Here is a 25,084-nt window from a genome sequence, read left to right on the forward strand (position 1 = left end):
TCTGATGACTGAGTATCTGCTGATCCTGGTCAGCACCATACTGGTGAACAATTTTGTGCTGGTTCAGTTTCTTGGACTGTGCCCGTTCATGGGCGTATCCGGGAAGCTGGAAACCGCCATGGGCATGTCATTGGCCACCACGTTTGTGCTGACCCTGGCCTCGGTGTGCAGCTACCTGGCGTATACCTACCTGCTGGAGCCGCTGGACCTGGCGTTCCTGAAAACCATCACGTTCATCCTGGTCATCGCCGTTGTGGTGCAGTTCACGGAGATGGTGGTGCGCAAGACCAGCCCCCTGCTCTATCGGGTATTGGGCATTTTCCTGCCGTTGATCACCACCAACTGTGCGGTTCTGGGTGTTGCCCTGCTTAACCTCAACAAGAACAATAACTTCGTGGAGTCTGTCCTGTACGGATTCGGCGCCGCCGCCGGCTTTTCGCTGGTGCTGGTGCTGTTTGCTGCCATGCGTGAACGCATCGCCGTGGCCGATGTTCCGGTTGCCTTCCGGGGCGCCGCCATTGGCATGGTCACCGCCGGGTTGATGTCTCTGGCTTTCCTGGGCTTTACTGGTCTGGTCAGCGTCTGACGGAGCGTTTGTATTATGTGGACGAGCATACTGATTGCCGTACTGGTTCTGCTCGCGCTGGCGGTTGTGTTCGGCGGCCTGCTGGGCTTTGCCGCAGAGCGCTTTCGGGTGGAAGGCAACCCGTTGGTGGACCAGATTGACTCCATGCTTCCCCAAACCCAGTGCGGCCAGTGTGGTTTTCCCGGCTGCCGTCCCTACGCCGAATCCATTGCCAACGGCGATGCCATCAACAAATGCCCTCCGGGCGGTGAAACCACCATCAAGGCACTGGCGGACCTGCTGGACGTGGAGCCACAACCGCTGGACGCGGAACACGGGGTGGAACAGGCCAAGCGTGTTGCGGTGATTCGCGAGGACGAGTGCATTGGTTGCACCAAGTGTATCCAGGCCTGCCCGGTGGACGCCATCCTCGGCGCCGCAAAACACATGCATACCGTAATCGAGAGCGAATGCACCGGCTGTGATCTGTGTGTGGAACCCTGCCCGGTGGACTGTATCGACATGATTACGGTAGAGCCCGACATTCGCTCCTGGACCTGGACACCGCCCAAATCCGGTGTGATTGCCACCGATCGTCAGGGGGCCAACGCCTGATGACACAGCTCTGGGACTTTTCCGGCGGCATCCATCCTGCCGAAAACAAACACCAGTCCACATCACGCCCGATCACTGGCGCCGGCCTGCCAGAGGTTCTGGTATTGCCGTTGCAGCAGCATATAGGCGAGCCGGCCGAAGCCTGTGTTGCAGTCGGCGATCGAGTTCTCAAAGGCCAGAAAATAGCCGACGTGGCCGGCGGCATGGGCGTACCCGTTCACGCGCCGACCTCCGGCACTATTGAATCCGTCAGCCTTCAGCCCGTTCCCCATCCCTCGGGAATGAGCGACTGGTGCATTACCCTCAAGCCCGACGGAAAAGATGAGTGGGCACCTCTCAACCCGATAACGAACTACCGGGATCTGGACCGGGAAACGGTGCTCGAACAAATCCGCGACGCCGGCATTTCCGGCATGGGAGGCGCCGGCTTCCCCACAAACATCAAGCTACGCCCGCCGAGGGACCGGAAGGTAAACACGCTGATCCTGAACGGCGCGGAGTGTGAGCCCTACATCACGGCCGACGATATGTCGATGCGGGAGAACGCAGGCGAAATCATTGCTGGGTTGCGCATCATGGCGTGGATACTGCGCCCGGAGCGGGTTGTCATCGGCATCGAAGATAACAAGCCAGAGGCCATCTCCGCGCTCAGGAAAGCCGCGGAGGGCACCCAGACAGAGATCGCGGTCATCCCCACCAAATATCCCTCTGGCGGTGAAAAACAGCTGATACAGATCCTGACAAGCATGGAAGTGCCCAGTGGCGGGATTCCAGCGGATATTGGAGTGATGTGCCAGAACGTGGGCACAGCCATCGCCGTATCCGCCGCCATTCATCGGGGCGAGCCGTTGATTTCCCGCGTCACAACGGTCACTGGGTATGCAGTGACCGATCCCGGTAATTTCGAGGTCCTGATCGGCACACCTATCGACTACCTGCTAGCGCAGGCCGGGCAGGAAAACAGCAAGCTCCACCGCCTTGTTCTGGGTGGGCCGATGATGGGCTATACCCTGGAAACGCCAGCCGTACCGGTGGTCAAGACCACCAACTGCGTCATTGCCGCCACTGCCACGGAATTACCGGACCCGGCTCCGGAACAACCCTGTATTCGCTGCAGCATGTGCGCCGAAGCCTGCCCAATGGAGTTGCTGCCCCAGCAACTGTTCTGGTACTCCAAAGCCGGGGAGTTCGACAAAGCCGAGCACCTGAACCTGTTCGACTGCATCGAATGTGGTGCCTGTTCTTACGTCTGCCCCAGCTCCATTCCGCTGGTGCAGTATTACCGGGCGGCCAAAGGCGAGATACGGGTACAACAGGCTGAACAGCTGAAAGCGGATCGCGCCCGTGAACGTTTTGAAGCCCGTCAGGCGAGACTCGAACGGGAACAGCAGGAGAAAGAACAGCGCCGCAAAGAACGAGCGAAGGCGGCTGCCGAAGCCCAGGCCAGGAAGCAGGCCGAGGCTGAAAAGGCGGACGCAGAAGGCCAGCCCGCCGATGACCGTGCCGCCAAAGCCGCCCTGGTGCAGGAAGCCCTTGCCCGTAAAAAGGCCAAGGGCCAACAACAGGCCGAAACGAAAGCTGAGACATCTGAAACCAAAGCCGCCAGCGAACCGGCGCCCGATATTGACGCCCTGGAGAAGCAGCTTGCCCAGGCCACCGCAAAGCTGAACACCATGCAAAGCATGCTGGAGGACGCCAGGGCCGAGAATGCGGACAATGTCGAAAAACTCGAGAGAGCCGTCACCAAGAACCACGACCGGGTGAAGCGGGCGGAAGAGGCTCTGGCAGAGGCCCGGCAATCTATGGCGGCCACCGATACCCAAACGACAGACTCATGATGAACAGGCTCCAACGCTAATGGCACTTGCGCAACAGTCCTCGCCCCACGCCCGTAACGCCCGCTCCACGTCACAGGTCATGCTGTGGGTGATTCTGGCGGCCCTGCCCGGCCTGCTGGCGCTGACCCTGTTCTTTGGCTGGGGCAATCTGATCAACGTGGTCTGGTGCATCACGGTGGCACTCGCGGCCGAGGCTTCTATCCTCAAGCTTCGCAAGCGCCCGGTGGCTTTCTTCCTGAAAGACAACACTGCTGCGGTCACTGGCCTTTTGCTGGGCCTTTCCCTGCCACAGTTTGCGCCCTGGTGGGTGTCGGCGGTTGCCGTCATCGCCGCCATCGTCATGGCCAAGCAGCTCTATGGTGGTTTGGGCTCCAACCCGTTCAATCCTGCCATGGTGGGTTACGCTCTGGTGTTGATCTCGTTCCCCGTGGCCATGACCACGAATTGGGCGCAGCCCGGCCTCCTATGGGAGACCGCTCCGGGGTTTGGTGACACCCTGAGCATGATCGCCTCTGGCCAACAGACAGCGGTAGACGCCTTCACCATGGCCACGCCGCTGGATGAGTACAAACACAAGATTACCACCCACACCGCAGCGGAAGTGCTTGCTCACCCCACCTTCGGTGACGGTGTTGCCCGGGGCTGGGAATGGGTCAACGCCGCGTTCCTAGTGGGTGGTCTGGTTCTTGTCGGCCTGAAGATCATCACCTGGCACATTCCAGTCAGCATGCTGGCGGGCCTCGCAATTATGAGCCTTGCCTTTGGCAGCAACGCGGACCTGTATGCGCCGCTGTCCACGCACCTGCTGGCCGGGGGCACCATGTTGGGAGCGTTCTTCATTGCCACGGACCCGGTGTCCGCCGCGTCCAGTCATCAGGGCAAGCTTATCTACGGAGCGGGTATTGGTATCCTGATCTACCTGATCCGCACCTGGGGCGCCTACCCCGATGCGGTGGCCTTCAGTGTTCTGCTGATGAACTTCGCGGTGCCGTTTATCGACCATTACACGCCGCCCCGTACCTACGGGCATCATAAGCCCCGGCGCGGCATTCCCGGCAAGGGTCAGGGGTAAACCATGGCAGCACTCGCAAAGTCCATCCGTCGCAACGCCATTGGCCTGGGCCTGTTTGCCATCATTACCGGCGGCACCATCGCCATCACCCAGGTCATGACGGCCGAGCGTATACAGGAACAGGCCGCCAGGGCGGAAGCACAGGCGCTGTTTGAGATCATTCCGGAGAACCGGCATGACAATCATCTGCTGACCGACACGGTGCAGCTTCCGGCGGATAACGGAATGAATGCTAACGACCCCGTCACGGCCTGGGTGGCACGTCGCAATGGCCGCCCTACCGGATTGATCATGCCGGTAGTGGCCCCTGACGGTTATTCTGGCAACATTCACCTATTGGTGGGTCTGGATATGAAAGGCACGGTGCTGGGAGTTCGGGTGACCAGCCACCGGGAAACCCCTGGCCTGGGCGACCGCATTGAAACCAAGAAGTCAGACTGGATCCACTCGTTCACCGGCCGGTCCCTTGGCAACCCGGAACCAGAACGCTGGACTGTCAGGAAGAATGGCGGGGTATTTGACCAGTTCACCGGTGCGACCATCACCCCGAAAGCCGTGGTTAATGCGGTGCAAAAAACACTCATCTATTTCCGTGAGCATCGCAGCGACATTCGCGACATCCTCAATGAACCCGCGTCACCCCGAAGCACGCCTCTGACGCCCGAGGAAATCGCTGGCCAGACACCAGAACGGGAGCATTCGTAGCATGGCGACCAAATCCAGCTCAGAGATCATCCGTGACGGGCTTTGGACCAACAACCCTGCCCTGGTTCAGGTGTTGGGGCTTTGCCCCCTGCTAGCGGTGACCAGTACCGTCGTTAATGCCATCGGCCTGGGCCTGGCAACGCTGATGGTGCTGATGGGCTCGAACCTGGCAGTGTCACTGATCCGCAACTTTGTTAGCGAGTCGGTGCGCCTGCCTGCCTTCGTGATGATCATCGCCTCTTTCGTCACCTGCGCTGAACTGTTGATGCAGGCCTATACCTATGAGCTCTACCAGATCCTGGGTATATTCATTCCGTTGATTGTGACCAACTGTGCCATTCTGGGCCGTGCGGACGCGTTTGCCTCCAAGAACCCACCCCTACCCGCCCTGCTGGACGGTGTCATGATGGGTATCGGTTTTCTGGTAGTGCTGATTGCACTCGGCGCCATGCGGGAACTCGTGGGACAGGGCACCCTGTTTACCGATATGGATCTCCTGCTGGGCCCCATGGCGGCAGACTGGGGAATCCGTCCGCTGGAGCAATACCCGGACGTGCTCTTCATGGTGCTGCCGCCAGGCGCCTTTGTGGGGCTGGGGCTGCTTATCGCGCTGAAGAATGGCATCGACAATCATCTCAAGGCCCGCCGTACGGCGGCGGAGCCCATCGTGGCCGGTAGCAAGCGAGTGCGGGTAACAGGCCATGTATCCTGAACATCCAATGACCATTACTTTCTCAGCCAGCGGATAACCCATGAACAAGGCAAAACGTACGGAAATCTTTACCCGTTTGCGGGAAGCCAATCCGACACCCACAACCGAGTTGAACTATACCAACCCGTTCGAACTGCTGATCGCGGTGATCCTCTCGGCCCAAGCCACGGACGTCGGTGTAAACAAGGCAACAGCAAAACTATACCCCGTAGCCAACACACCCGAAAAAATCCTCGCGCTGGGAGTGGATGGCCTGAAGGAATACATCAAGACCATTGGGCTGTTTAACAGCAAGGCCGAGAACGTGATCAAGACCTGTCGTGCGCTGATTGAAAAACACGGCGGGGAAGTTCCGGACAACCGGGAAGACCTGGAAGCCCTTCCGGGTGTGGGCCGCAAGACCGCCAACGTGGTTCTGAACACCGCGTTCGGGCAACCGGCAATGGCGGTGGATACCCACATCTTCCGGGTATCGAACAGAACGGGGATTGCTCCGGGCAAGAACGTGCTGGAAGTGGAGAAGCGCCTGATGCGGCTGGTGCCCAGGGAGTTCCTGCTGGATGCCCATCACTGGCTGATCCTTCACGGGCGCTACACCTGTACCGCCAGGAAGCCCAAATGTGGCGCCTGCATCATCGAAGATCTGTGCGAATTCAAGCAGAAACGGGATTACATGGACTGACACCGGCCCCGGACAACCGGAACCGGTGCCCTTACCGGGCGCTTACCGCTGGCCCAGCATCTTCTCTTTCAGATCTTCCTGGGCAGGCTCGTCTGACAACCAGATGCCGAACAGGGCCTTCTTGAACTCCAGGTCGCCAATGGTGGCGCGTTCCTTGCCATTCTTAAGAACGCGCACGCCTTCACCCGGCAGGTAAACAAGATCAAAAACGTCACCGTCCTTGATCTCTTCTGAAAACACATCCAGGAACGCATCCACATCGTCCTTGATCGCGGCCAGGTCTCCCCCTGTGGAATTCTCAAACCCTTCCATTGTGGCGGATTTCATTTTGTCGCTGGTGATCATCCCGGAAATAATGTGCAGGGTGATGGCCTGGGGCTCGTCAGCGTTGATAATGGCCTGGCCATCGTCGATGGTCTCAGGCACATACAGACCGCCGATATAAAGGTCCATGAACCACTTGGAACGGGTACCCGCACCGTTGAGCTTGAGCTCGGTATCCATCGCCGAGTAGGTATCCGGCACATCAACGCCCTCCACCGTCAGAGCGGCGGCTGGTGTTGTAAGGGCTGCTGTCAGCAGCAGTGATGCAAATCCTGTTGATAGGGCCTTCTTCATCGTCCTTTCCTTATTGATCGTTATTATTGAATGTCTGATTGCACCGGAGTTCGACACCCATATCCCCCTCCGGCCATCCAAGTTTAACAGGGAGCAAACGAACGCTTACGCCGGCTGGTTCTCATTTGGCAACGCAAAAAAACCGGCCTGCAGACAGCGGGCCGGTTTTTGGTGGTACAGAACCGATTACTTGAACAGCATGGTTCCCGACAGGCCTTCCTTCTCCAGGATTTCGCGAAGGCGACGTAGCGCCTCCACCTGGATCTGGCGAACCCGCTCACGGGTCAGACCAATCTCCTGGCCCACTTCCTCAAGCGTGCTGATGGGGTAACCTCTCAAGCCAAAGCGGCGGGACAACACTTCCTGCTGTTTGTCACTGAGCTGATCGATCCACTTTTCGACACAGGAGCACATGTTGTTGTCCTGCAGCAGGTCGGCGGGATCAGAGGCGCCTTCGTCTGCGACGGTATCCAGAAGGGATTTTTCACCGCCGGTACCAATGGGGGTGTCCATGGACGCAACGCGCTCGTTCAGGCCCAGCATCCGCTTAACGTCTGCTACCGGCTTGTCGACCATGCGCGCAATTTCTTCCGCCGACGGCTCGTGGTCCAGCTTCTGGGTAAGCTCCCGTGCCGCGCGCAGGTACAGGTTGAGTTCCTTAACGACGTGGATGGGAAGGCGGATGGTGCGGGTCTGGTTCATGATGGCCCGCTCAATGGTCTGGCGGATCCACCAGGTCGCGTAGGTGGAGAAACGGAAGCCCCTCTCGGGGTCAAATTTCTCTACCGCACGGATAAGCCCAAGGTTACCCTCTTCTATCAGGTCCAACAGTGTCAGACCACGGTTCACGTAACGCCGGGCAATCTTGACCACCAAGCGTAGATTGCTCTCGATCATACGTTTGCGACCGGACTCCTCTCCCTTACGGGCGAGCCGTGCAAAGTACACTTCTTCTTCGGGTGTTAAGAGAGGAGAGAAACCGATTTCGTTGAGATAAAGCTGGGTGGCGTCCAGTTGTTTCTGGCTGGTGAAGTATCGACCCTGGGCCGGGATGTCTTCTTCTGTTTCAACGGCTTCCACTTCGGCCGTTTCTTTTTCTTCTACTTTGTCCTCTGCTAACAGCTGATCGTCTGCGTCTTCAACATCTGATACACGATCAATGATGAGTTCTTCATGCTCTGCTGACATAACTCTTTGCCCCGCCTTTCAATGATCCTGGAAATTCGCTCACGTCTTTTTGTTATTGCGAGCGCCTGCTTTCTTCGTGTTCTTGTTCAGGACATTTATTGCTAGCTGTTGACGGTTGCCGGAACCGTCGTTTTTTTATTGTTTGTCTCGACTATTATCTTTCGTTGCCTCTGATTTTCGGTGCCGGACGCCAGGTTTTGTTCTGCCAATCCGTTTCATCGGCCCGGGAGGTAGTGGGCGGGGTCGACCGGGTTGCCATTTTTCCGGATTTCAAAATGCAACTTGGGCCTGTCCGTGCCGCTGTTTCCCAGTTCAGCGATGACCTGTCCGGCTTTAACGTCCTCCCCTTCCTGCACCAGAATCTTCCGGTTGTGAGCATAAGCACTCAAATAGTGCTCGTTGTGGTTCACTATGATCAAGTTGCCATAACCGAGCAACCCACTTCCAGCATAAACGACATTACCACTTGCCGCTGCCCTCACAGAGTCACCTGCTTTTCCAGCAATATCAATACCTTTATTGACTTTCCCGGATGTAGAATAACCTGCAATTACGGTGCCAACGTGGGGCCAGCGCCAGTTGACATTGGATACTGTCTGGCTTTGACCCGTTAATGGTGACGACTTATCGGGCCGCCGCGAAACCGTCGGCTTTGGCTCCGGTTTGGGAGCAGGCTGTCGCGATGCGGTGCGGGTTGGTGGTCGCGAGACCGACGTTTTACTACTTCCGCCAGTCTGCGCTGTGGATGTTACATTTCCGCGAAGGTCCAGCCTGAGAACCTGCCCTGCCTTGATGTGGTAAGGCGGGCTTATACCATTGGCATTACCTAATTCCCGGTAGTCACGGCCGTACCGCCAGGCGATGCTATAGAGCGTTTCCCCGGATTTGACAACGTGGCGGCCCCAGTACACTGGCGGGTTGTAGAGGTCATCACGGTAGATTGCCTGCGTGTTGCAGCCAGTCAGCAGCATGGCGCCAAAAAGCACAAGCAGAAAGGTGTAGAGGCGCGTCCGTTTTTTTGAACACGGAGAGGCAGGGGCACCGGAGGGGAGCCGCGGGAAGACTGCCGTCGCAGCAATGATGGACCCACGCACTAATCTCAAAAGAATAAAAATACGCCCGTTATTAGTAATTCGTATAAAAAATTCGGCGGTTTATAAAGTGTTTTAAGTAACTTGCTAATTTATTGCACATTTTGGGCATGAAACCAAGTTACCCATCTGTTGCGTTTGTTACTGCCCGAAACAACCGTACGGATCAAAAAGTAACACTTAGTCTCGATACGCCCGTGAACGCCGTCACAACAGCGAGCAGAAAACCAGGCTAACGGGCGGCGCCAGGCTGTTTTTTCCTGCCCACCCATTCCACCAGCAAAACCAGCAACAGACCGGCGAACGCACAGGTTATCGCCAGCAGTAATTGTGACTCGTCACCGGTCAACTCAGCATAGCCCATCGGACTGACGCTTGCTTCGTTCAGGGGCACCTGCTGGCCGGCACTGTTGGTACGCCAGCTTAGTGTCTCTTTCCAGGGCCAGACCTTATTCAGCGCCCCCACCATAAAACCAGTCAACAACGCCAGCACAAGGTCATGGTAGCGATGGAACGCCCAGGTAATGAGCCGGGCAACCGACAGTAAACCGACCAGGCAACCAACAGCGAAAATCCCGAGGATGCCCAGATCCAGGGAACGTATGGCGTCCAGCACCGGGACGTACATACCCAGAATCACCAGGATAAAACTGCCGGAGATTCCTGGCAGGATCATGGCGCAAATGGCCAGGGCCCCGGCACCGAAGAACACCGGCATTGAGGGCGACAACGGGCTGCCAGACAAAGTCGTTACCCACCAGGCAAAAACGGTTCCCACCGAAAATGGCAACAGCAACAATGGCTCATAACGACGAACCTGACGGCCGACGTGCCACACTGACGCGACGATCAGGCCGAAGAAAAAACTCCAGATCAGGATCGGATAGGTGGCAAGGGCATGACTGATCACGGACGCAAGGGTGGCAATACTACCCAGTATCCCCGCCAGCAGACTCAGTAGGAAGGTGCCGTCACACGCCGCCCAGAATTGCCTCACCTGACCACGGATCAGATGCTGGAAGAAGGCTTGTGGAACGGCATTGATGGCTTCCAGCAACCGGAAGTAAATGCCGGTAATGAATGCAATGGTGCCACCCGACACGCCGGGTACGATATCAGCCGCCCCCATGGCCATGCCCCTCAGGAATACCGCAAAGGGATGATGGGAGTGAGGTACGTCGGCAGAAGACTCAGAGGGGCGTTCTGCGGTCACCGTACAACCCCACCCAACAGGGGCACAAAACGCACCGGTTCAATATCCCTGGTCTCGAAACGGTCGCCCTGGCGTACCATTTCCACCAACATCTGTGTGCCCTCGCCGATCGGCGCCACAATAACGCCTCCATCCGCCAGTTGGTCTTTCAGTTCCGGCGGGATCTCACGGGGTGCCGCGGTGACGATGATGCCGTCAAACGGCCCCTGTTCTGGCCACCCCATACCTCCGTCTGCGTGCTTGAGCATCGTGTTACGGTAGCCAAGCTGTCGAAGCCGGTCACGAGCCCGGTCCTGGAGCGGTTTGATGCGCTCAACGCTGAAAACCTGATCCACCAACCCGGCAAGGATCGCGGTCTGGTAGCCCGACCCGGTTCCCAGTTCCAGCACTTTCCGGGGTTTGTGGTGCATCAGGGATTCTGTCATTCGCGCGACAATGTAAGGCTGAGACAGGGTCTGACTGTAGCCAATGGGCAGCGCAGTATCTTCGTAGGCCCTATGGGAAAGCGCTTCATCAAGGAATATGTGACGCGGCACGTCCGCCATGGCCGTAAGCACCTGCTCATCGGCTATACCAGCCTCTCTGAGCCTTTGTATCAGTCGCATACGGGTTCGGCGGGACGTCATTCCAATACCGTCAATCGCTGCCACCATTAACGTCCCTCCCGTCCTGACAGCAACTCAACCCACTCTCGCAGTGGCGACAGTACCTCATGGCGCGTCATATCCACGTGGACGGGAGTGATCGAAACGTAATTCTCGCGCACTGCGTTGAAATCGGTCCCCGGTCCGGCGTCGCTGCCCTTGCCAGCGGCACCGATCCAGTAACGGGACTTGCCCCGGGGGCAGGTCATCGGCACCGCGCCTTCAGCTCGGTCGCGATGGCCAAGCCGGGTCACGCGGAAGCCGGCAATCTCTTCCCATGGCACATCGGGAACGTTCACATTGAGAATGCATCGAGGACCAAGAGTTAACGGCTGATCGCTTTCCAGCAACGCGCGAACAACCCTGGCCGCCGTTTCGTAGTGGAAACGGCCTTCGTTCACCAGCGATACCGCTATTGCTGGCAACCCCAGGTTTCTGCCCTCGGTGGCAGCGGCCACCGTACCCGAATAGATAATATCGTCGCCAAGGTTGGCGTGGGTATTGATGCCCGAGACCACTCGATCAAACGGCTCTTCAAACAGCCCGTTAACCGCAAGGTGAACGCAATCTGTCGGGGTCCCGTCCACGGACCGGAAGCCATTGGGATGGTCTTCCACCGTTAGCGGGCGGCTCAGCGTCAAGGCATTGCTGGCACCGCTATGGTCCCTATCCGGCGCCACAACTTCAAGATGGCCCAGCCCCTGAAGCCCGTCGTGTAGGGCCTGAAGACCAGGCGAATGAACGCCATCATCATTGGACAACAGAATTCGCACAATTTTCTCCAATAAACGTGGTTGCGTCCGTTATATCAAACACATCGTCCAGCAACGTTGTTGCGTATTGTCCCGGCGCAAGCCGGAACGACAACCGCAACTGGTCATTGCCGTCCCAATGCCACTCCAGACCTTCCGGTTTCAGGCTCAGCGGCCGACGCTCAGGCTTCATGCGGGTGGTTGAAAACACCGCTGCCAGCTGCGGGTGCTCCGCAACCACGGAACGCTCGATTTCGCCCTGGACCGACACTGCCTCGGTGCCACCGTCGCCCCAGAGAGGACCTGTCACCATCAGGTTCTGATTTTCACATGCGCCAGGCTCTCCCTCCAGAGGTTCCAGCCAGGTGCCAGTCTCAACACGATGGGCGAGCACCTCGTTGAATAACCACGAACGTGCCGCCGAAAAGTACAATACGTTCTTACTGTCGCGACTGCCAGAGGTTGACCGCCCTCGCCCACGCTTTTTGACATTGCGACCACTCCGACGGTTCAGTGTTGTCGGGTCCATGGTCAGCGCCCTATCCAGATTGGCACCGCCATGGCCAAACCGTTGCGAACCGAAATAATTCGGGCATCCGAGGTCCCGCAACCGGGCCAGAGCCGCATCGATAGCAGATGTGTCGCCGACCACGTCCTTTAGCACCAGCTCAAACCGGTTGCCCTGATGATCGCCCCGCCTCAGTTTTCGAGCCTGGCGGTACTGAGCCAATACCGGCCAGTGTTCCTCCACCGCCTGGATGAACGCCCCATCGTCGTCTTCCTGTCCCGGCCGATAAAGGCTAAACCACTGACGCGTGACCGCATGACGGTCCTTCAGCCCGCAAAAACCCACGTCGAAATGCCGACAGCCGCAGATATTAGCAAGCTGCCGCGCCACGTAGTCGGTGTTGTCCCCGACTTTTTCCAGACGCAGGCACAGGTGCTCTCCCCCGCCGCCGCTGTCATCGGGCATAGACAGCTCTTCATCCACGAAAAAGTCGCCGGGGAGCGATTTGATACGCGCCGAAGCCACCCGAGAGCCCGAGGAGGTTGGCCAGTCGAGTCGCCAGCCGTTGGAAGCGTGCTGAGCATCCGTCATGATGAAACCGGCTCCAGCAGGCAAACCGCCTGGCACGCAATGCCCTCACCGCGGCCGGCAAAGCCCAGCTTTTCGGTGGTGGTCGCCTTGACGCTGACCCGGCTCGCCGGGATGGCAAGATCCTCGGCAATGGTCAACCGCATGGCCTCAATATGGGGCGCCATTTTCGGGGCCTGGGCAATAATGGTGGCATCCACGTTACCGACACCAAACCCTTCACCGGCAACACGCTCCATCACGCGGCGCAGCAAGTCCCGGCTGTCCGCTCCCGCCCACTCATCACTGGTATCGGGAAACAGGTGACCGATGTCGCCCAGGGCCACGGCACCCAACAGGGCATCTGCAAGGGCGTGCAAAAGCACGTCCCCGTCGGAATGGGCCTTGAGGGCATGGGTGTGCGGAATGGTCACACCGCCAATAACGACTTGATTTCCCTCACAGAAAGCATGGACATCAAAGCCCTGCCCGATTCGCATAGTGCTGTTTCCTTTTCAATCAGTAACGATGCAGGCTTGCCGCTAGAGACGGCTGAGGATAAAACCGGCCAGTGCCAGATCAGCGGGTACCGTAATCTTTATATTATCCGGTCGCCCCTCAACGATACAGGGAACATTGCCTGCGTATTCCATGGCCGAGGCTTCATCGGTCACCGGGTAACCTGACGCAATGGCAGCTTTCAGAGCCATCCTCAAGGCGCCACAACGGAACATTTGAGGAGTCAGGGCGCGCCACAGATGACGACGGTCGATGGTTGTCTCCACCTGATTGCTGTCACTTGCCACAAGTTTGAGCGTATCGGCCACCGGCGTCGCCAGCAAGCCACCCACAGGGTGATCCTGAAGTTGGGTCAGCAATCGTTCGAGGTCATTGGGATGCAGGCAAGGCCGGGCGGCATCGTGTACCAGCACCCAATCGTCGTCATCCGCCCGAGAGGCCAGTGCCTCAAGTGCAGACAATACCGAATCCGCACGCTCAGCGCCCCCGGCACAGGACTCTATACGTGCGTTAGAACTGGCTGCAGTTTCCGGCCACCAGGGATCGTCCGCGCGAATAGCGACCACACAACCTGAAAAATCAGCATTGTCCAATAACCTGGAGAGAGTGATATCAAGGATATATTGATGGTCCAGCCTGAGATACTGCTTCGGGCAGTCTGCCTTCATTCGCTGGCCGGAACCGGCGGCGGGAACAATCAACCAATAGCGGGGTTTACTCATGGACGTGGTCAGCTTTGATCGGCCTGGCTTGCGGCTGGGTTACTGCTCGACCACCAGGAAGAAGGTTTCATCGTTGCGGATCAGCCCCAGGTTCATGCGGGCACGTTCTTCAACCGCCCCTTTCTCGCCGCGGAGGTTACGAACTTCCGCATAGAGACGCTCATTGCGGGCTGAAAGCTCGGCGTTTTCCTCGCGCTGCTCGGCAATGGCGTTCTCCAGTCCCCATACCTGGGCAAAACTACCCTCCCCAACCCACAGGCGCACCTGCAGCAGGAGAATAAGAATAATCATGATGGACCAGAGTAACTTCATTGCGAATTCCGTTTACGATGCATCAACCGGACAGTAAGTATAGACCTTAGTGTAGTTTAGCAACAAGTTCTGCTAACCAGTTGTACAAAAAGGCCATCATGCCTCACATTTTGAGGATCACGATGGCCTTTCCGGATCGGTTACCTGTCAGCATCCCGCCGACAGGGTAGCCTTCACAGGCGATTAGCCCTGGCCTTTGATCTCGCTCAGGCCACGATAGGGAGCCTTTCCATCCAACGCTTCCTCAATGCGAAGCAACTGGTTGTACTTGGCAACCCGGTCAGAGCGGCACAGCGAGCCGGTCTTGATCTGACCCGCACAGGTAGCCACGGCCAGATCGGCGATGGTGGTGTCTTCAGTTTCACCGGAACGGTGGGAAATCACCGCCGTGTAACCCGCATCCTGAGCCATCTTGATGGCGTCCAGAGTTTCGCTCAGGCTACCAATCTGGTTGAACTTGATCAGGATGGAGTTACCAATGCTCTTGTCGATACCCTGCTTGAGGATTTTGGTGTTGGTCACGAACAGGTCGTCACCTACCAGCTGAACCTTGTCACCCAGCTTCTCAGTCAGCACTTTCCAGCCGTCCCAGTCGCTCTCATCCATACCGTCTTCGATAGACACAATCGGATAACGCTCGCACAGACCAGCGAGATAGTCGGCGAAACCGGCAGAATCAAAGGACTTGCCCTCACCGGAAAGCTGGTACTGACCCTCCTTATAGAACTCGGAAGAGGCACAGTCCAGCGCCAGGGTCACATCAGTACCCAGCTTGTAGCCAGCCTTCTCCACTGCTTCCTGGATCACCGCCAGAGCGCCTTCGTTGGAAGGCAGATCCGGTGCAAAACCACCTTCGTCACCCACGGCGGTGTTAAGGCCTTTGCTGCTCAGCACTTTCTTCAGCGCGTGGAAAATTTCCGCACCAATGCGCAGCGCTTCGGCAAATGACTTCGCAGCCACCGGCTGGACCATAAATTCCTGGATATCGACGTTGTTGTCTGCGTGCTCGCCACCGTTGAGGATATTCATCATCGGCACCGGCATGCTGTACTTGCCGGAGGTGCCGTTCAGGTCCGCAATGTGAGCATACAGCGGCTTGCCCAGTGAAGCGGCAGCGGCTTTGGCAGCGGCCAGGGAGACAGCCAGAATAGCGTTGGCGCCCAGGTTGGCTTTGTTCTCAGTGCCATCCAACTCAAGCATGATGTTGTCGAGAGCACGCTGATCAGCTGCGTCTTTACCAATCAGGGCATCGCGAATCTTGGCGTTTACCGCCTCAACAGCTTTCAGAACGCCCTTACCCAGATAGCGGCTCGCATCCTTGTCACGAAGCTCCAGAGCTTCGCGTGAACCCGTCGACGCACCAGAGGGGGCGCAAGCACTGCCGATGGTGCCGTCCTCAAGAATCACGTCCGCTTCAACCGTGGGGTTCCCGCGAGAATCCAGTACTTCACGGCCTTTAATGTTGGCAATCTTGGTCATTCTTCTCTGTCTCCAAGTTTGATTTCAAAATTGGGAGTAAGAGCGAGCGGGAACGGCCCTACGAAAAACGCTACAAGCACATCCCTGTGCGCTTGGGCTCCGCCATCCATGGCTCCGCACATTTTCGTAGGGCCGTTCCCGCTCACTCCCATAGTCCTTCTGGAACGCAAAAAAACCGCCAATCAGGCGGTATCAATAGGTTTGAAACTCTTCACAAGGTCATCAACGGCCTTCACCCGGGCAAGGAACGGCTCAAGCTGGCTCAGGCGGAGAGCACAGGGCCCGTCGCACTTGGCTTGATCCGGGTCGGGATGTGCCTCAAGGAACAGACCCGCAAGCCCCTGGGACATACCCGCCAGGGCCAGGTCGGTTACCTGGGCTCGGCGGCCACCGGCTGAATCCGCGCGACCACCGGGCATCTGCAAGGCGTGAGTGACGTCAAACATCACCGGCACATTCATGGACTTCATGATACCGAAGCCCAACATATCCACCACGAGGTTGTTGTACCCGAAGCTGGTGCCGCGCTCACACAGGATCACCTTGTCGTTACCGGCTTCCCCGCACTTCGCAATGATGTGCTTCATTTCCTGTGGCGCCAGGAACTGGGCCTTCTTGATATTGATGACCGCTCCGGTTTCTGCCATGGCAACAACAAGATCCGTCTGTCGGCTCAGGAAAGCCGGCAATTGGATGATATCGCAAACTTCTGCGGCAGGTGCAGCCTGCTCAGGCTCGTGAACATCGGAAATGATAGGGACACCGAACTTGCTCTTGATGTCCGCCAGAATCTGCAGCCCCTTCTCAAGACCGGGGCCGCGGAAGGAATGCACGGACGAGCGGTTGGCCTTGTCGAATGACGCTTTGAATACGTAGGGAATCCCGAGCTTGCTGGTGGCCTCGACGTACGCCTCGGCCACTTCCATCGCCATTTCGGCAGATTCCAGCACGTTCATGCCACCGAACAACACGAACGGCTTATCGTTGGCAACCTCGATTCCCGAGACGTTCACCGTACTCTGCGCCATGATCAGGATTCCTTTTTACGGGCCAGGGCTGCCTCAACAAAGCCCTTGAACAGCGGGTGGCCGTCCCGGGGCGTGGAGGTAAATTCCGGGTGGAACTGGCATGCCACGAACCAGGGATGATCAGGCACTTCCACAACCTCAACCAGCTTTCCGTCGGTGGAGCGACCGGAAATTCTCAGGCCGGCACCTTCCAACTGTGGCAGGAAATGATTGTTCACTTCGAAACGATGACGGTGGCGCTCACGGATGGTCTTACGACCGTAACAGTTGGCGATGGTGGAACCTTCAGCGACCACGCAGTCCTGAGCGCCCAGGCGCATGGTGCCGCCCAGATCAGACTCTTCGGTGCGCTCCTCTTTCTCGCCGCTGGCATCCAGCCACTCCGTGATCAGCCCCACAACCGGCTCCGGGGTGTGTTCGCGGAATTCGGTGCTGTGGGCATCTTTCAGGCCCGCCACGTTGCGGGCGTATTCAATAACGGCCACCTGCATACCCAGGCAGATACCCAGGTACGGAACCTTGTTTTCGCGGGCGTACTGCACCGTGCGGATCTTGCCTTCGACACCGCGTTCACCAAAGCCACCTGGAACCAGAATGGCATCGGCACTGGCCAGCGCACCGGTACCATCGCGCTCGATGTCTTCGGAGTCAATGTAGTTCATACGGACTTTGGTGCGGGTCTTGATACCGGCATGCAGGAGCGACTCGATCAACGATTTGTAGGCGTCCAGCAACTCCATGTACTTGCCGACCATGGCGATAGTAACTTCACCTTCCGGATTCATCAGGGACTCAACGACCGCATCCCATTCGCCCAGGTTGGCCGGGCTGGCATCCAGACTGAAACGCTCAATAACCAGCTGGTCCAGACCAAATTCGTGCAGCATGCGCGGAATGGCGTAGATGGACTTGGCATCCTGCAACGGAATGACCGCCCGCTCTTCCACGTTGGTGAACAGTGCGATCTTGCGACGGGAACTGGCGTCCACTTCGTGCTCCGAACGACACAGCAGAATATCCGGCTGCAGGCCGATGGAACGCATTTCCTTTACCGAGTGCTGGGTAGGTTTGGTCTTGATCTCACCGGCCGTGGCGATGTAGGGAACCAGGGTCAGGTGCATGAACAACGCACGCTGCGGGCCAACTTCCACCTTCAACTGGCGGCAGGCCTCAAGGAATGGCAGCGATTCAATATCGCCCACCGTGCCGCCGATTTCGATCAGTGCCACATCGGCGCCGGACGCGCCTTCAACCACACGACGCTTGATCTCGTCCGTGATGTGGGGAATCACCTGAACCGTACCACCGAGGTAATCACCCCGGCGCTCCTTACGAATCACTTCCTCGTAGACGCGACCGGTGGTGAAATTGTTTCGGCGTGACATCGGCGTGCGAATAAATCGCTCGTAGTGCCCCAGGTCCAGATCGGTTTCCGCGCCATCTTCGGTGACAAAAACTTCACCGTGCTGGAACGGACTCATGGTGCCGGGGTCCACGTTGATGTACGGGTCCAGCTTGAGAATAGTGACCTTCAGGCCGCGTGCCTCTAGGATCGCAGCCAGAGAGGCCGATGCGATACCTTTCCCCAAGGAGGACACGACACCGCCGGTGACGAAAATATAACGCGTCATGCAGATTCCGTGATTTGTCTGGTTCGGTGAAGGAGGGAGATTGTCATCTCAAGATGGGACGCCAGACTACCAGAAAGGCGCCACCTTCTCAATTACATTCCCGCTCCACAACAATCCGCCAGCCACTGGCCGGGGCCTCTCCACAGTATTTGCCGGAAACCCACAAGTCGCCAGCTCCGACCACTTCTTCATGGCCGTCCACCACCTCAAGAAGCAGCGGTAGCCGGGCTCTTTCCCAGGGTGGAACATTTTTTTCCTGAAGCCAGTTCTTCAATAATTTCGACGGGCCGCCAGGGGCTGGGCGGATGCGTTCGCCCCCTGCCCTCGTAGATACCCTTATTTCCGGCGCCGGTGTTTTAGGCTTACCTGACGCCGCCAGCGTCAATCGCCATCCACCCCACGATAGCGCCTGATCCGGAACCAGGACAGGCTTTCCGGCAGGCAATTTCGTGAACTCGGGAACCAGGTACAGGCACCCCCGAAAACGTCGAATCACGAACCCCGTTCCCCGAAGCTCCGGCTCCCTGTCCGCCGGCGAGCTCAGAAAATCTTCCAGAACCTGCGGCCAGTCTGCAATGGCGGGGGGCTGATAACGAAAATACCTTGCCCACCAGCGCAGCAGGTTTTTCTGCTCCGCCAGAGACAGTGCACCGAGCGCACTCAAACAAAGCTCACCAGAAGGCCCGGCACATTGTTTAAAGTGGATTTCCGCCAGCTTTGCAGCCAACTCGTCCCCCTCTCGACACGAATGGGCAGTATGCCCCATACGACTGATCAGCGACGGCCAGCGTGACTTGAGGAGAGGAAAAATCGACGTACGGAGAAAGTTGCGATCAAAGCGCTCATCGATATTACTGGGATCTTCCATCCACTCGATACCGTGCTGAACTGCCCATCCGTGAAGCTCTGCGCGACTGAAATCAAGCAGTGGTCGATACAGCCGACCAGCACCCAGAGGGCGTGTCACCGGCATACCACCCAGCCCCGCCATGCCAGTCCCGCGCAACAACCGAAACAGCACTGTTTCAGCTTGATCATCACCATGATGGGCCATCAACAGTAACTCTCCCGGCGCCAGAATCTCCTCAAACACCTGGTAACGCGCATTCCGGGCGGCTTCCTCAACACCGCCACTAGCGCCAATATCCGAAGATTCGCGACCGCTGACGGTGACACGGTGACTGTCGAGTGGCACACCAAGCTGCTGGCAAATCGATCGACAGAAACGCTCGGTTTGATCGGCGTTGGGCTGTAACTGATGGTTGATATGAACCGCAGAAATCTGGCCGCTATGGGCGTACAGCCAGGTGGCAACATGAAGAAGCAGAACGGAGTCCATGCCACCGCTGAGGGCAATGCGAAGGTGTGAATGATCAGGCAGGTGCCTGACCGGAGTACATAGCGCCTCCGGCCAGTCTTTTCCGGAGCCGGGATTACCGGCCGGTGTCATATCGGGTCAACCGCTCGTAGCGGCGGGACACCAGTTCGTCGGCCGGCAGGCGACTGAGTTCGGCAATGCCCTTACTCAGGGTCTCACGCAGGGATTCTGCCATTTCTTCCGGGCTGCGATGCGCCCCGCCCAGCGGTTCTGTAATAACGTTGTCCGCCAGCCCAAGATCCTTCAGTCGGTCGGCGGTCACGCCCATCGCTTCTGCCGCCTGGGAAGCGTATTCCGCACTCTTCCACAGGATTGACGCGCAGCCTTCGGGTGAAATGACTGCATAGGTGGAATATTGAAGCATATTCAACTGATCGCACACGCCGATGGCCAAAGCACCGCCAGAGCCACCCTCGCCTACCACCGTGGAAATAATCGGCGTCTTCAGGCGGGACATGACGGCAAGGTTGAAGGCGATCGCTTCACTCTGGCCGCGCTCTTCGGCTCCGATACCTGGATAGGCACCCGGGGTATCAATAAAGGTCAGGATTGGCATGCGAAAACGCTCTGCCATCTCCATCAGCCGCAAAGCCTTACGGTACCCTTCCGGGCGCGGCATACCGAAATTCCGCTTTACCTTGTCGCGTACTTCCCGGCCTTTCTGGTGACCAATCACCATGACTGGCTTGCCATCCAGGCGGGCAGTGCCACCGACGATGGCCTGATCATCCGCATAACGACGGTCACCGTGCAACTCGTCGAAGTCGTCAAAGATCATGTCAACGTAGTCGAGGGTATAGGGCCGGCGGGGATGACGAGCCAGGCGGGCCACGTCCCAGGGCTTGAGGTTCGAGAAGATGCTTTCAGTCAGGCTAACACTCTTCTTGCGCAGCCGGCTGATCTCATCGGTGATGTTGATATCGGTATCATTTCCCACCATGCGAAGCTCTTCAATCTTGGCTTCAAGGTCGGCAATCGGTTGTTCGAAATCCAGATAATTAGGGTTCATGATGTTCCATCATTTGCTTGCAAGGCGAGAATGTAAGTCGCCAAACCAGAATTTTGGACAAAGATAGCAGCGCCTGAGCATTGGCTAAAGCGGACCTTCGTATGAGTCCGCTTTCTGACAAAAACGTAATTATTCAACGTGTCCGCCATACCCGGGATGAACCTTGCCGGATAGTATCAATCATAGACCAGTTCTACCGACTGGTCGCCTACGAGGTATTTCAACTCCAATAACAGGTCGTCATCGGGCTGTACGCGCCACGATTCACCCAGTTCGATACGGGTACTGGCATTATCGCTACTGTATTCAATCCATACCGGGCTGCCCTCACAACGGAAGGGCCTAAGCGTGGAGTCCAGTTTATCCAGCAGGCCGTTCTGAAGCTGATCCGCGTGAATAGCGAGCTTGAGACCACGACTGAACTGTTGCCGGGCCGTACCAACGTCCATCACCGAGCTGACGCGCATCTTCATCTGGCCAGAATAATCATCATGGCTGACCTGGCCTTCCACCACAATGACCTGGTCGGACTGAAGCAACTCCCGATTCTCGAAAAAAGCCTCTGAAAACAAAGTGGCCTCAATGCGGGCACTGCGATCATCCAGGGTGATAAACGCCATGGTCGACCCTGTACGGGTCTTCATGGAACGTTGCGCAACGACAAGGCCGGCAACACGCTGGGGCTGGCGAGCCGGTTTGAGATCAGCAATGGATGAGCGCACGAACCGCCGCACTTCTTTCTCATATTCATCGAACGGATGGCCCGTCAGGTAAAGGCCCAAGGTGTCTTTTTCCCCCTTGAGGCGCTCTTTCTTGGGCCATTCCCGCACATTCGCCACGTCGGAATAAGGATCGCCATCTTCCCCGGCCATCAGCATGTCGCCAAACATGTCGGTCATGCCCACGGACTCGTTGCGGGATTGCTGGCCGGCCTGCTGAATGGCCTTATCTATGCTGGCCATCAACTGGGCGCGCCCTGCCCCCAGCTTATCCATGGCACCGGAGCGGATCAGGGCCTCCATGGCCCTCTTGTTTACTTTTTTCAGATCCACCCGGCGGCAGAAATCGAAAATATCCTGGTAGGGCTCGCCGTCGGCGCGGCCGGCCTGAATACTGCCAATCGGTCCCTCACCAAGCCCCTTGATGGCGCCGAGACCGTACACAATGGCGCCGTCATCGTTGACGGTAAAGGTGTATTCAGAGCGGCTGACGTCGGGCACCAGCAGCTCCAACCCCATGCTGCGGCACTCCTCCACCAGCGTGACCACCTTGTCGGTGTTCTGCATATCCGCCGTGAGTACCGCGGCCATAAACTCAGCGGGGTAATGAGCCTTCAGCCACAGGGTCTGGTAGGAAACCAGCGCGTAGGCCGCCGAGTGGGATTTGTTGAAGCCATAGCCGGCAAACTTTTCAACCAGGTCGAAAATGTTCTCCGCCAGGGTTTTGTTGATGTCATTGTTTTCACAGCCGTCGAGAAAGAACTGCTTCTGCTTGGCCATTTCCTCGGGCTTTTTCTTACCCATGGCCCGGCGCAGCATGTCGGCGTTACCAAGACTGTAGCCGGCCATCACCTGGGCAATCTGCATAACCTGTTCCTGATACAGGATAACGCCATAGGTGGGCTCGAGAACGGGCTTCAACCCCTCATACTGATAATCAGGATGCGGGAATGACATGGGCTGCCTGCCATGCTTCCGGTCGATAAAGTCATCCACCATGCCCGACTGCAGTGGCCCCGGACGGAACAGGGCCACCAGGGCGATCATATCCTCCAGGGAGTCCGGTTGCAGGCGGCGAATCAGGTCTTTCATGCCACGGGATTCAAGCTGAAACACCGCTGTGGTTTCCGCCTTCTTGAGCATGTCGAACGAAGGCACGTCGTCCAGCGGAATCTCGTTAATGTCCAGCGCCGGCTTGCCCTGTTTCTCCAGGCGCGGGTTAATCATCTTCAGGGCCCAGTCGATGATGGTCAGGGTCCGCAGCCCCAGGAAGTCAAACTTCACCAGGCCGGCGTCTTCCACATCGCCCTTGTCGAACTGGGTCACCAGGCTGCCGCCCTCGTCATCACAGTACAGCGGCGAGAAATCGGTAATCTTGGTGGGTGCAATCACCACGCCGCCGGCGTGCTTACCGGCGTTTCGACACACACCCTCGAGTTTCAGGGCCATTTCCCAGATTTCCTGGGCTTCCTCGTCATTTTCCAGGAACTCGACCAGTTGTGGTTCCTGCTCCAGGGCCTTCTCCAGGGTCATACCCGGCTCAAAGGGAATCATCTTGGAGAGTTTGTCCGCCAGCCCGTACGACTTGCCCTGAACCCGGGCAACGTCCCGCACAACCGCCTTGGCAGCCATGGTGCCGAAGGTAATGATCTGGGATACCGCCTCGCGGCCGTATTTTTCCGCCACGTAGGCGATAACACGATCACGGCCTTCCATGCAGAAGTCGACGTCGAAGTCGGGCATCGAAACCCGTTCGGGGTTCAGGAAGCGCTCGAACAGCAGGTCGTATTCCAGAGGATCAAGATCGGTAATCAACTGAGCGTAGGCCACCAGGGAGCCAGCACCGGAACCCCGGCCAGGGCCTACCGGCACGCCGTTATTCTTGGCCCACTTAATGAAGTCCATAACGATCAGGAAGTACCCCGGGAACCCCATCTGGATAATGATATCCAGCTCGAAGTTCAGGCGCTTATAGTAGGCCTCGCGCTTGGCATCGTATTCGGGGTCGTCCTTGCTGAGGGTTTTCGCCAGCCGCTCTTCCAGGCCCTCCTCCGATACCTTGCGGAAGTAGTCATCCATGGTCATGCCATCGGGGATGGGATAGTTGGGCAGAAAATACTCTCCCATACGCACCGGGACTGAGCAGCGCCGGGCAATTTCCACCGTGTTCTCGACCGCCTCGGGGATATCAGAGAACAGCTCAATCATTTCATCGGCGCTGCGCAGGTACTGCTGGTCGCTGAAACGACGCTCCCGCCTGGGGTCGTCCAGGGTCCGGCTCTCGCCAATGCAGACCCTTGCCTCATGGGCTTCGAAATCCTCGGCATGGAGGAAGTGGACATCGTTTGTCGCCACCACCGGGCAGCCCAATGCCTCCGCCAACTCAACATTCAGGTGCAGGCAATCTTCATCCCCGGGGCGCCCGGTGCGTTGCAACTCCAGGTAAAACGACCCCGGGTAAAGGTTCATCCAGTATTCGGCACGCTGTCTGGCAAGGTCCAGCTTGCCCGACATCAGCGCTTTACCCACATCCCCCAGTCGCGCTCCAGACAGGGCAATCAGCCCTTCGGCGCGGCTTTCCAGCCACTTTCGCTGGATAATTGGCTTACCGAAACGCTGCCCCTCTGTGTACCCCAGCGAGACCACTTCGGTCAGATTCAGGTAGCCATCGTTGTTACGGGCCAGCAGAGTGATGCGAAACGGGTTGTCGGGCTCGTCCGGGTTTTCGACCCACAGGTCTGCGCCGATAATGGGCTTCACCCCAGCACCCATGGCCGCCTTGTAGAAGCGCACCAGGGAGCACATATTGGACTGCTCCGTAAGCCCGACAGCGGGCATGCCCAGTTCTGCAACACGACCGATCAGGGGTTTCACGCGCACCAGGCCATCGACCATGGAATATTCGGAATGCACGCGGAGGTGGACAAAGGTCTGTGACATAGCGTCGGAAATTTCCTGCAGGTTAATGGCGGTTCGGGGCCAGGTCAGCGACCGATCAATTCTTTGATGTCTTCTTCAGTTTGCGGGCCGAAGCGGGCCTCGACGAGGTCTCCATCCGGATCCACAATAAACGTTGCGGGCAGGGCCACGGGTGTTTCCCAGCCAAATTGCGGCCCTGGATCCTCTGCTAGCATGCTGTACTCAATACCCATTCTTCGCCCCAGGTCGATCAGTTCCTGGCCACGAACATCATCAAAATTCACACCGAGGACCACCACGGCACTGGCGGTGTCGATACTGTTCAGCTCCGGAATTTCCTCCAGGCAGGGTTTGCACCACTCGGCCCAATAATTGACCAGCACCCAGTGGCCCCTCAGGCTCTCCCACTGCAGTACGGTTCCGTCCGACTTTTCAAACTCGTGGTTCTGGCAGCCTGCCAGCGGCAACAAGGCCAATAGTATACCGATCCTGCACAACCTGGTGGAATAACACACCAGTGCAGAGTACTTTGCAGGATATCGCGCAGGGTATTGCAAAGGGTGGCCTCCTGTTAGACTACGGCGCTCAGACAAACTTG

General features: G+C 57.7%; 24 protein-coding genes. 7 read left to right on the top strand and 17 right to left on the bottom strand.

Going from position 1 to position 25,084, the window contains the following annotated elements:
• The first annotated feature begins 4 nt into the window (after nt 1-4).
• Genes rsxA through nth form a run of 7 tightly spaced genes read left to right on the top strand, consistent with a single transcriptional unit; the run spans nt 5 to nt 6,189 of the window.
• Nucleotides 5-586, top strand: coding sequence for an electron transport complex subunit RsxA (rsxA, locus tag ACTRWH_RS16240; RefSeq protein WP_007155451.1), 582 nt, complete (start codon nt 5-7; stop codon nt 584-586).
• A 15-nt stretch (nt 587-601) separates the two neighbouring features.
• Entirely contained in the window at nt 602-1,180 is a 579-nt protein-coding gene (gene rsxB / locus ACTRWH_RS16245) for an electron transport complex subunit RsxB (protein WP_041335008.1), read from the top strand.
• Nucleotides 1,180-3,018, top strand: a complete 1,839-nt coding sequence (gene rsxC / locus ACTRWH_RS16250; protein ID WP_075195277.1) for an electron transport complex subunit RsxC — start codon at nt 1,180-1,182, stop codon at nt 3,016-3,018. The genes rsxB and rsxC overlap by 1 nt, the downstream gene beginning before the upstream one ends.
• Before the next feature lie 19 nt (nt 3,019-3,037).
• The gene (gene rsxD / locus ACTRWH_RS16255; protein ID WP_462826643.1) at nt 3,038-4,090 is read left to right on the top strand and encodes an electron transport complex subunit RsxD; all 1,053 of its coding nucleotides are present in this window, start codon (nt 3,038-3,040) and stop codon (nt 4,088-4,090) included.
• Nucleotides 4,091-4,093: 3 nt separating this feature from the next.
• A complete protein-coding gene (gene rsxG / locus ACTRWH_RS16260; RefSeq protein ID WP_091643944.1) occupies nt 4,094-4,795 on the top strand; it encodes an electron transport complex subunit RsxG in 702 nt (233 codons plus the stop codon).
• Nucleotide 4,796: 1 nt separating this feature from the next.
• On the top strand, nt 4,797-5,507 hold the full coding sequence (locus ACTRWH_RS16265; RefSeq protein WP_036206662.1) for an electron transport complex subunit E: 711 nt from the start codon (nt 4,797-4,799) through the stop codon (nt 5,505-5,507).
• 40 nt (nt 5,508-5,547) lie between these two features.
• Nucleotides 5,548-6,189, top strand: coding sequence for an endonuclease III (gene nth, locus ACTRWH_RS16270; protein ID WP_036206660.1), 642 nt, complete (start codon nt 5,548-5,550; stop codon nt 6,187-6,189).
• A 42-nt stretch (nt 6,190-6,231) separates the two neighbouring features.
• On the opposite strand, the gene ACTRWH_RS16275 is transcribed toward nth, so the two are convergent.
• The 17 genes from ACTRWH_RS16275 to ACTRWH_RS16355 form a co-directional block, all read right to left on the bottom strand.
• Entirely contained in the window at nt 6,232-6,807 is a 576-nt protein-coding gene (locus tag ACTRWH_RS16275; RefSeq protein WP_036206658.1) for a chalcone isomerase family protein, read from the bottom strand.
• A gap of 186 nt (nt 6,808-6,993) precedes the next feature.
• Nucleotides 6,994-7,995: an RNA polymerase sigma factor RpoS gene (rpoS, locus tag ACTRWH_RS16280; RefSeq protein ID WP_036206655.1), complete on the bottom strand. Its 1,002-nt coding sequence runs from the start codon at nt 7,993-7,995 to the stop codon at nt 6,994-6,996.
• Between the two features lie 215 nt (nt 7,996-8,210).
• Nucleotides 8,211-8,966, bottom strand: a complete 756-nt coding sequence (locus ACTRWH_RS16285) for a peptidoglycan DD-metalloendopeptidase family protein (RefSeq protein ID WP_185906434.1) — start codon at nt 8,964-8,966, stop codon at nt 8,211-8,213.
• 352 nt (nt 8,967-9,318) lie between these two features.
• Nucleotides 9,319-10,299, bottom strand: coding sequence for a polyprenyl-phosphate transporter (locus ACTRWH_RS16290; protein WP_462826644.1), 981 nt, complete (start codon nt 10,297-10,299; stop codon nt 9,319-9,321).
• Nucleotides 10,296-10,952 carry a protein-L-isoaspartate(D-aspartate) O-methyltransferase gene (locus tag ACTRWH_RS16295; protein ID WP_036206648.1) on the bottom strand — a complete coding sequence of 219 codons (657 nt, stop codon included), beginning with the start codon at nt 10,950-10,952 and terminating at the stop codon, nt 10,296-10,298. Before ACTRWH_RS16295 ends, ACTRWH_RS16290 begins: the two co-directional genes overlap by 4 nt.
• Nucleotides 10,952-11,716 carry a 5'/3'-nucleotidase SurE gene (gene surE / locus ACTRWH_RS16300; protein ID WP_036206645.1) on the bottom strand — a complete coding sequence of 255 codons (765 nt, stop codon included), beginning with the start codon at nt 11,714-11,716 and terminating at the stop codon, nt 10,952-10,954. The genes ACTRWH_RS16295 and surE overlap by 1 nt, the downstream gene beginning before the upstream one ends.
• Entirely contained in the window at nt 11,694-12,794 is a 1,101-nt protein-coding gene (gene truD / locus ACTRWH_RS16305) for a tRNA pseudouridine(13) synthase TruD (protein ID WP_036206642.1), read from the bottom strand. The genes surE and truD overlap by 23 nt, the downstream gene beginning before the upstream one ends.
• Nucleotides 12,791-13,270, bottom strand: a complete 480-nt coding sequence (ispF, locus tag ACTRWH_RS16310; RefSeq protein ID WP_036206639.1) for a 2-C-methyl-D-erythritol 2,4-cyclodiphosphate synthase — start codon at nt 13,268-13,270, stop codon at nt 12,791-12,793. Before ispF ends, truD begins: the two co-directional genes overlap by 4 nt.
• A 42-nt stretch (nt 13,271-13,312) precedes the next feature.
• Nucleotides 13,313-14,011 (bottom strand): 2-C-methyl-D-erythritol 4-phosphate cytidylyltransferase, encoded by a 699-nt coding sequence (ispD, locus tag ACTRWH_RS16315; protein ID WP_075195282.1) that lies wholly within the window; start codon nt 14,009-14,011, stop codon nt 13,313-13,315.
• Between the two features lie 39 nt (nt 14,012-14,050).
• Complete coding sequence (locus tag ACTRWH_RS16320) at nt 14,051-14,323, bottom strand: septum formation initiator family protein (RefSeq protein ID WP_036206633.1); 273 nt, start codon at nt 14,321-14,323, stop codon at nt 14,051-14,053.
• 183 nt (nt 14,324-14,506) lie between these two features.
• On the bottom strand, nt 14,507-15,802 hold the full coding sequence (gene eno, locus ACTRWH_RS16325) for a phosphopyruvate hydratase (RefSeq protein ID WP_421861380.1): 1,296 nt from the start codon (nt 15,800-15,802) through the stop codon (nt 14,507-14,509).
• Between the two features lie 182 nt (nt 15,803-15,984).
• On the bottom strand, nt 15,985-16,830 hold the full coding sequence (kdsA, locus tag ACTRWH_RS16330) for a 3-deoxy-8-phosphooctulonate synthase (protein ID WP_041334993.1): 846 nt from the start codon (nt 16,828-16,830) through the stop codon (nt 15,985-15,987).
• Nucleotides 16,831-16,832: 2 nt separating this feature from the next.
• Nucleotides 16,833-18,461, bottom strand: a complete 1,629-nt coding sequence (locus ACTRWH_RS16335; RefSeq protein ID WP_036206623.1) for a CTP synthase — start codon at nt 18,459-18,461, stop codon at nt 16,833-16,835.
• An 88-nt stretch (nt 18,462-18,549) separates the two neighbouring features.
• Nucleotides 18,550-19,911, bottom strand: coding sequence for a tRNA lysidine(34) synthetase TilS (gene tilS / locus ACTRWH_RS16340; RefSeq protein ID WP_350033707.1), 1,362 nt, complete (start codon nt 19,909-19,911; stop codon nt 18,550-18,552).
• Nucleotides 19,895-20,848 carry an acetyl-CoA carboxylase carboxyl transferase subunit alpha gene (accA, locus tag ACTRWH_RS16345; RefSeq protein WP_036206618.1) on the bottom strand — a complete coding sequence of 318 codons (954 nt, stop codon included), beginning with the start codon at nt 20,846-20,848 and terminating at the stop codon, nt 19,895-19,897. The genes tilS and accA overlap by 17 nt, the downstream gene beginning before the upstream one ends.
• Before the next feature lie 176 nt (nt 20,849-21,024).
• Nucleotides 21,025-24,507: a DNA polymerase III subunit alpha gene (gene dnaE, locus ACTRWH_RS16350; protein ID WP_036206614.1), complete on the bottom strand. Its 3,483-nt coding sequence runs from the start codon at nt 24,505-24,507 to the stop codon at nt 21,025-21,027.
• Between the two features lie 44 nt (nt 24,508-24,551).
• Nucleotides 24,552-24,962 carry a TlpA family protein disulfide reductase gene (locus tag ACTRWH_RS16355; RefSeq protein ID WP_226909903.1) on the bottom strand — a complete coding sequence of 137 codons (411 nt, stop codon included), beginning with the start codon at nt 24,960-24,962 and terminating at the stop codon, nt 24,552-24,554.
• Nucleotides 24,963-25,084: the final 122 nt, after the last annotated feature.

It is taken from the genome of Marinobacter sp. G5_S1_61_S3 (genome assembly GCF_054968585.1).

Coding starts and splice junctions, on each gene's coding strand:
- rsxA (WP_007155451.1), top strand. CDS start 5: ATGACTGAGTATCTGCTGATCCTGGTCAGCACCATACTGGTGAACAAT.
- rsxB (WP_041335008.1), top strand. CDS start 602: ATGTGGACGAGCATACTGATTGCCGTACTGGTTCTGCTCGCGCTGGCG.
- rsxC (WP_075195277.1), top strand. CDS start 1,180: ATGACACAGCTCTGGGACTTTTCCGGCGGCATCCATCCTGCCGAAAAC.
- rsxD (WP_462826643.1), top strand. CDS start 3,038: ATGGCACTTGCGCAACAGTCCTCGCCCCACGCCCGTAACGCCCGCTCC.
- rsxG (WP_091643944.1), top strand. CDS start 4,094: ATGGCAGCACTCGCAAAGTCCATCCGTCGCAACGCCATTGGCCTGGGC.
- ACTRWH_RS16265 (WP_036206662.1), top strand. CDS start 4,797: ATGGCGACCAAATCCAGCTCAGAGATCATCCGTGACGGGCTTTGGACC.
- nth (WP_036206660.1), top strand. CDS start 5,548: ATGAACAAGGCAAAACGTACGGAAATCTTTACCCGTTTGCGGGAAGCC.
- ACTRWH_RS16275 (WP_036206658.1), bottom strand. CDS start 6,807: ATGAAGAAGGCCCTATCAACAGGATTTGCATCACTGCTGCTGACAGCA.
- rpoS (WP_036206655.1), bottom strand. CDS start 7,995: ATGTCAGCAGAGCATGAAGAACTCATCATTGATCGTGTATCAGATGTT.
- ACTRWH_RS16285 (WP_185906434.1), bottom strand. CDS start 8,966: ATGCTGCTGACTGGCTGCAACACGCAGGCAATCTACCGTGATGACCTC.
- ACTRWH_RS16295 (WP_036206648.1), bottom strand. CDS start 10,952: ATGGTGGCAGCGATTGACGGTATTGGAATGACGTCCCGCCGAACCCGT.
- truD (WP_036206642.1), bottom strand. CDS start 12,794: ATGACGGATGCTCAGCACGCTTCCAACGGCTGGCGACTCGACTGGCCA.
- ispF (WP_036206639.1), bottom strand. CDS start 13,270: ATGCGAATCGGGCAGGGCTTTGATGTCCATGCTTTCTGTGAGGGAAAT.
- ispD (WP_075195282.1), bottom strand. CDS start 14,011: ATGAGTAAACCCCGCTATTGGTTGATTGTTCCCGCCGCCGGTTCCGGC.
- ACTRWH_RS16320 (WP_036206633.1), bottom strand. CDS start 14,323: ATGAAGTTACTCTGGTCCATCATGATTATTCTTATTCTCCTGCTGCAG.
- eno (WP_421861380.1), bottom strand. CDS start 15,802: ATGACCAAGATTGCCAACATTAAAGGCCGTGAAGTACTGGATTCTCGC.
- kdsA (WP_041334993.1), bottom strand. CDS start 16,830: ATGGCGCAGAGTACGGTGAACGTCTCGGGAATCGAGGTTGCCAACGAT.
- ACTRWH_RS16335 (WP_036206623.1), bottom strand. CDS start 18,461: ATGACGCGTTATATTTTCGTCACCGGCGGTGTCGTGTCCTCCTTGGGG.
- tilS (WP_350033707.1), bottom strand. CDS start 19,911: ATGACACCGGCCGGTAATCCCGGCTCCGGAAAAGACTGGCCGGAGGCG.
- accA (WP_036206618.1), bottom strand. CDS start 20,848: ATGAACCCTAATTATCTGGATTTCGAACAACCGATTGCCGACCTTGAA.
- dnaE (WP_036206614.1), bottom strand. CDS start 24,507: ATGTCACAGACCTTTGTCCACCTCCGCGTGCATTCCGAATATTCCATG.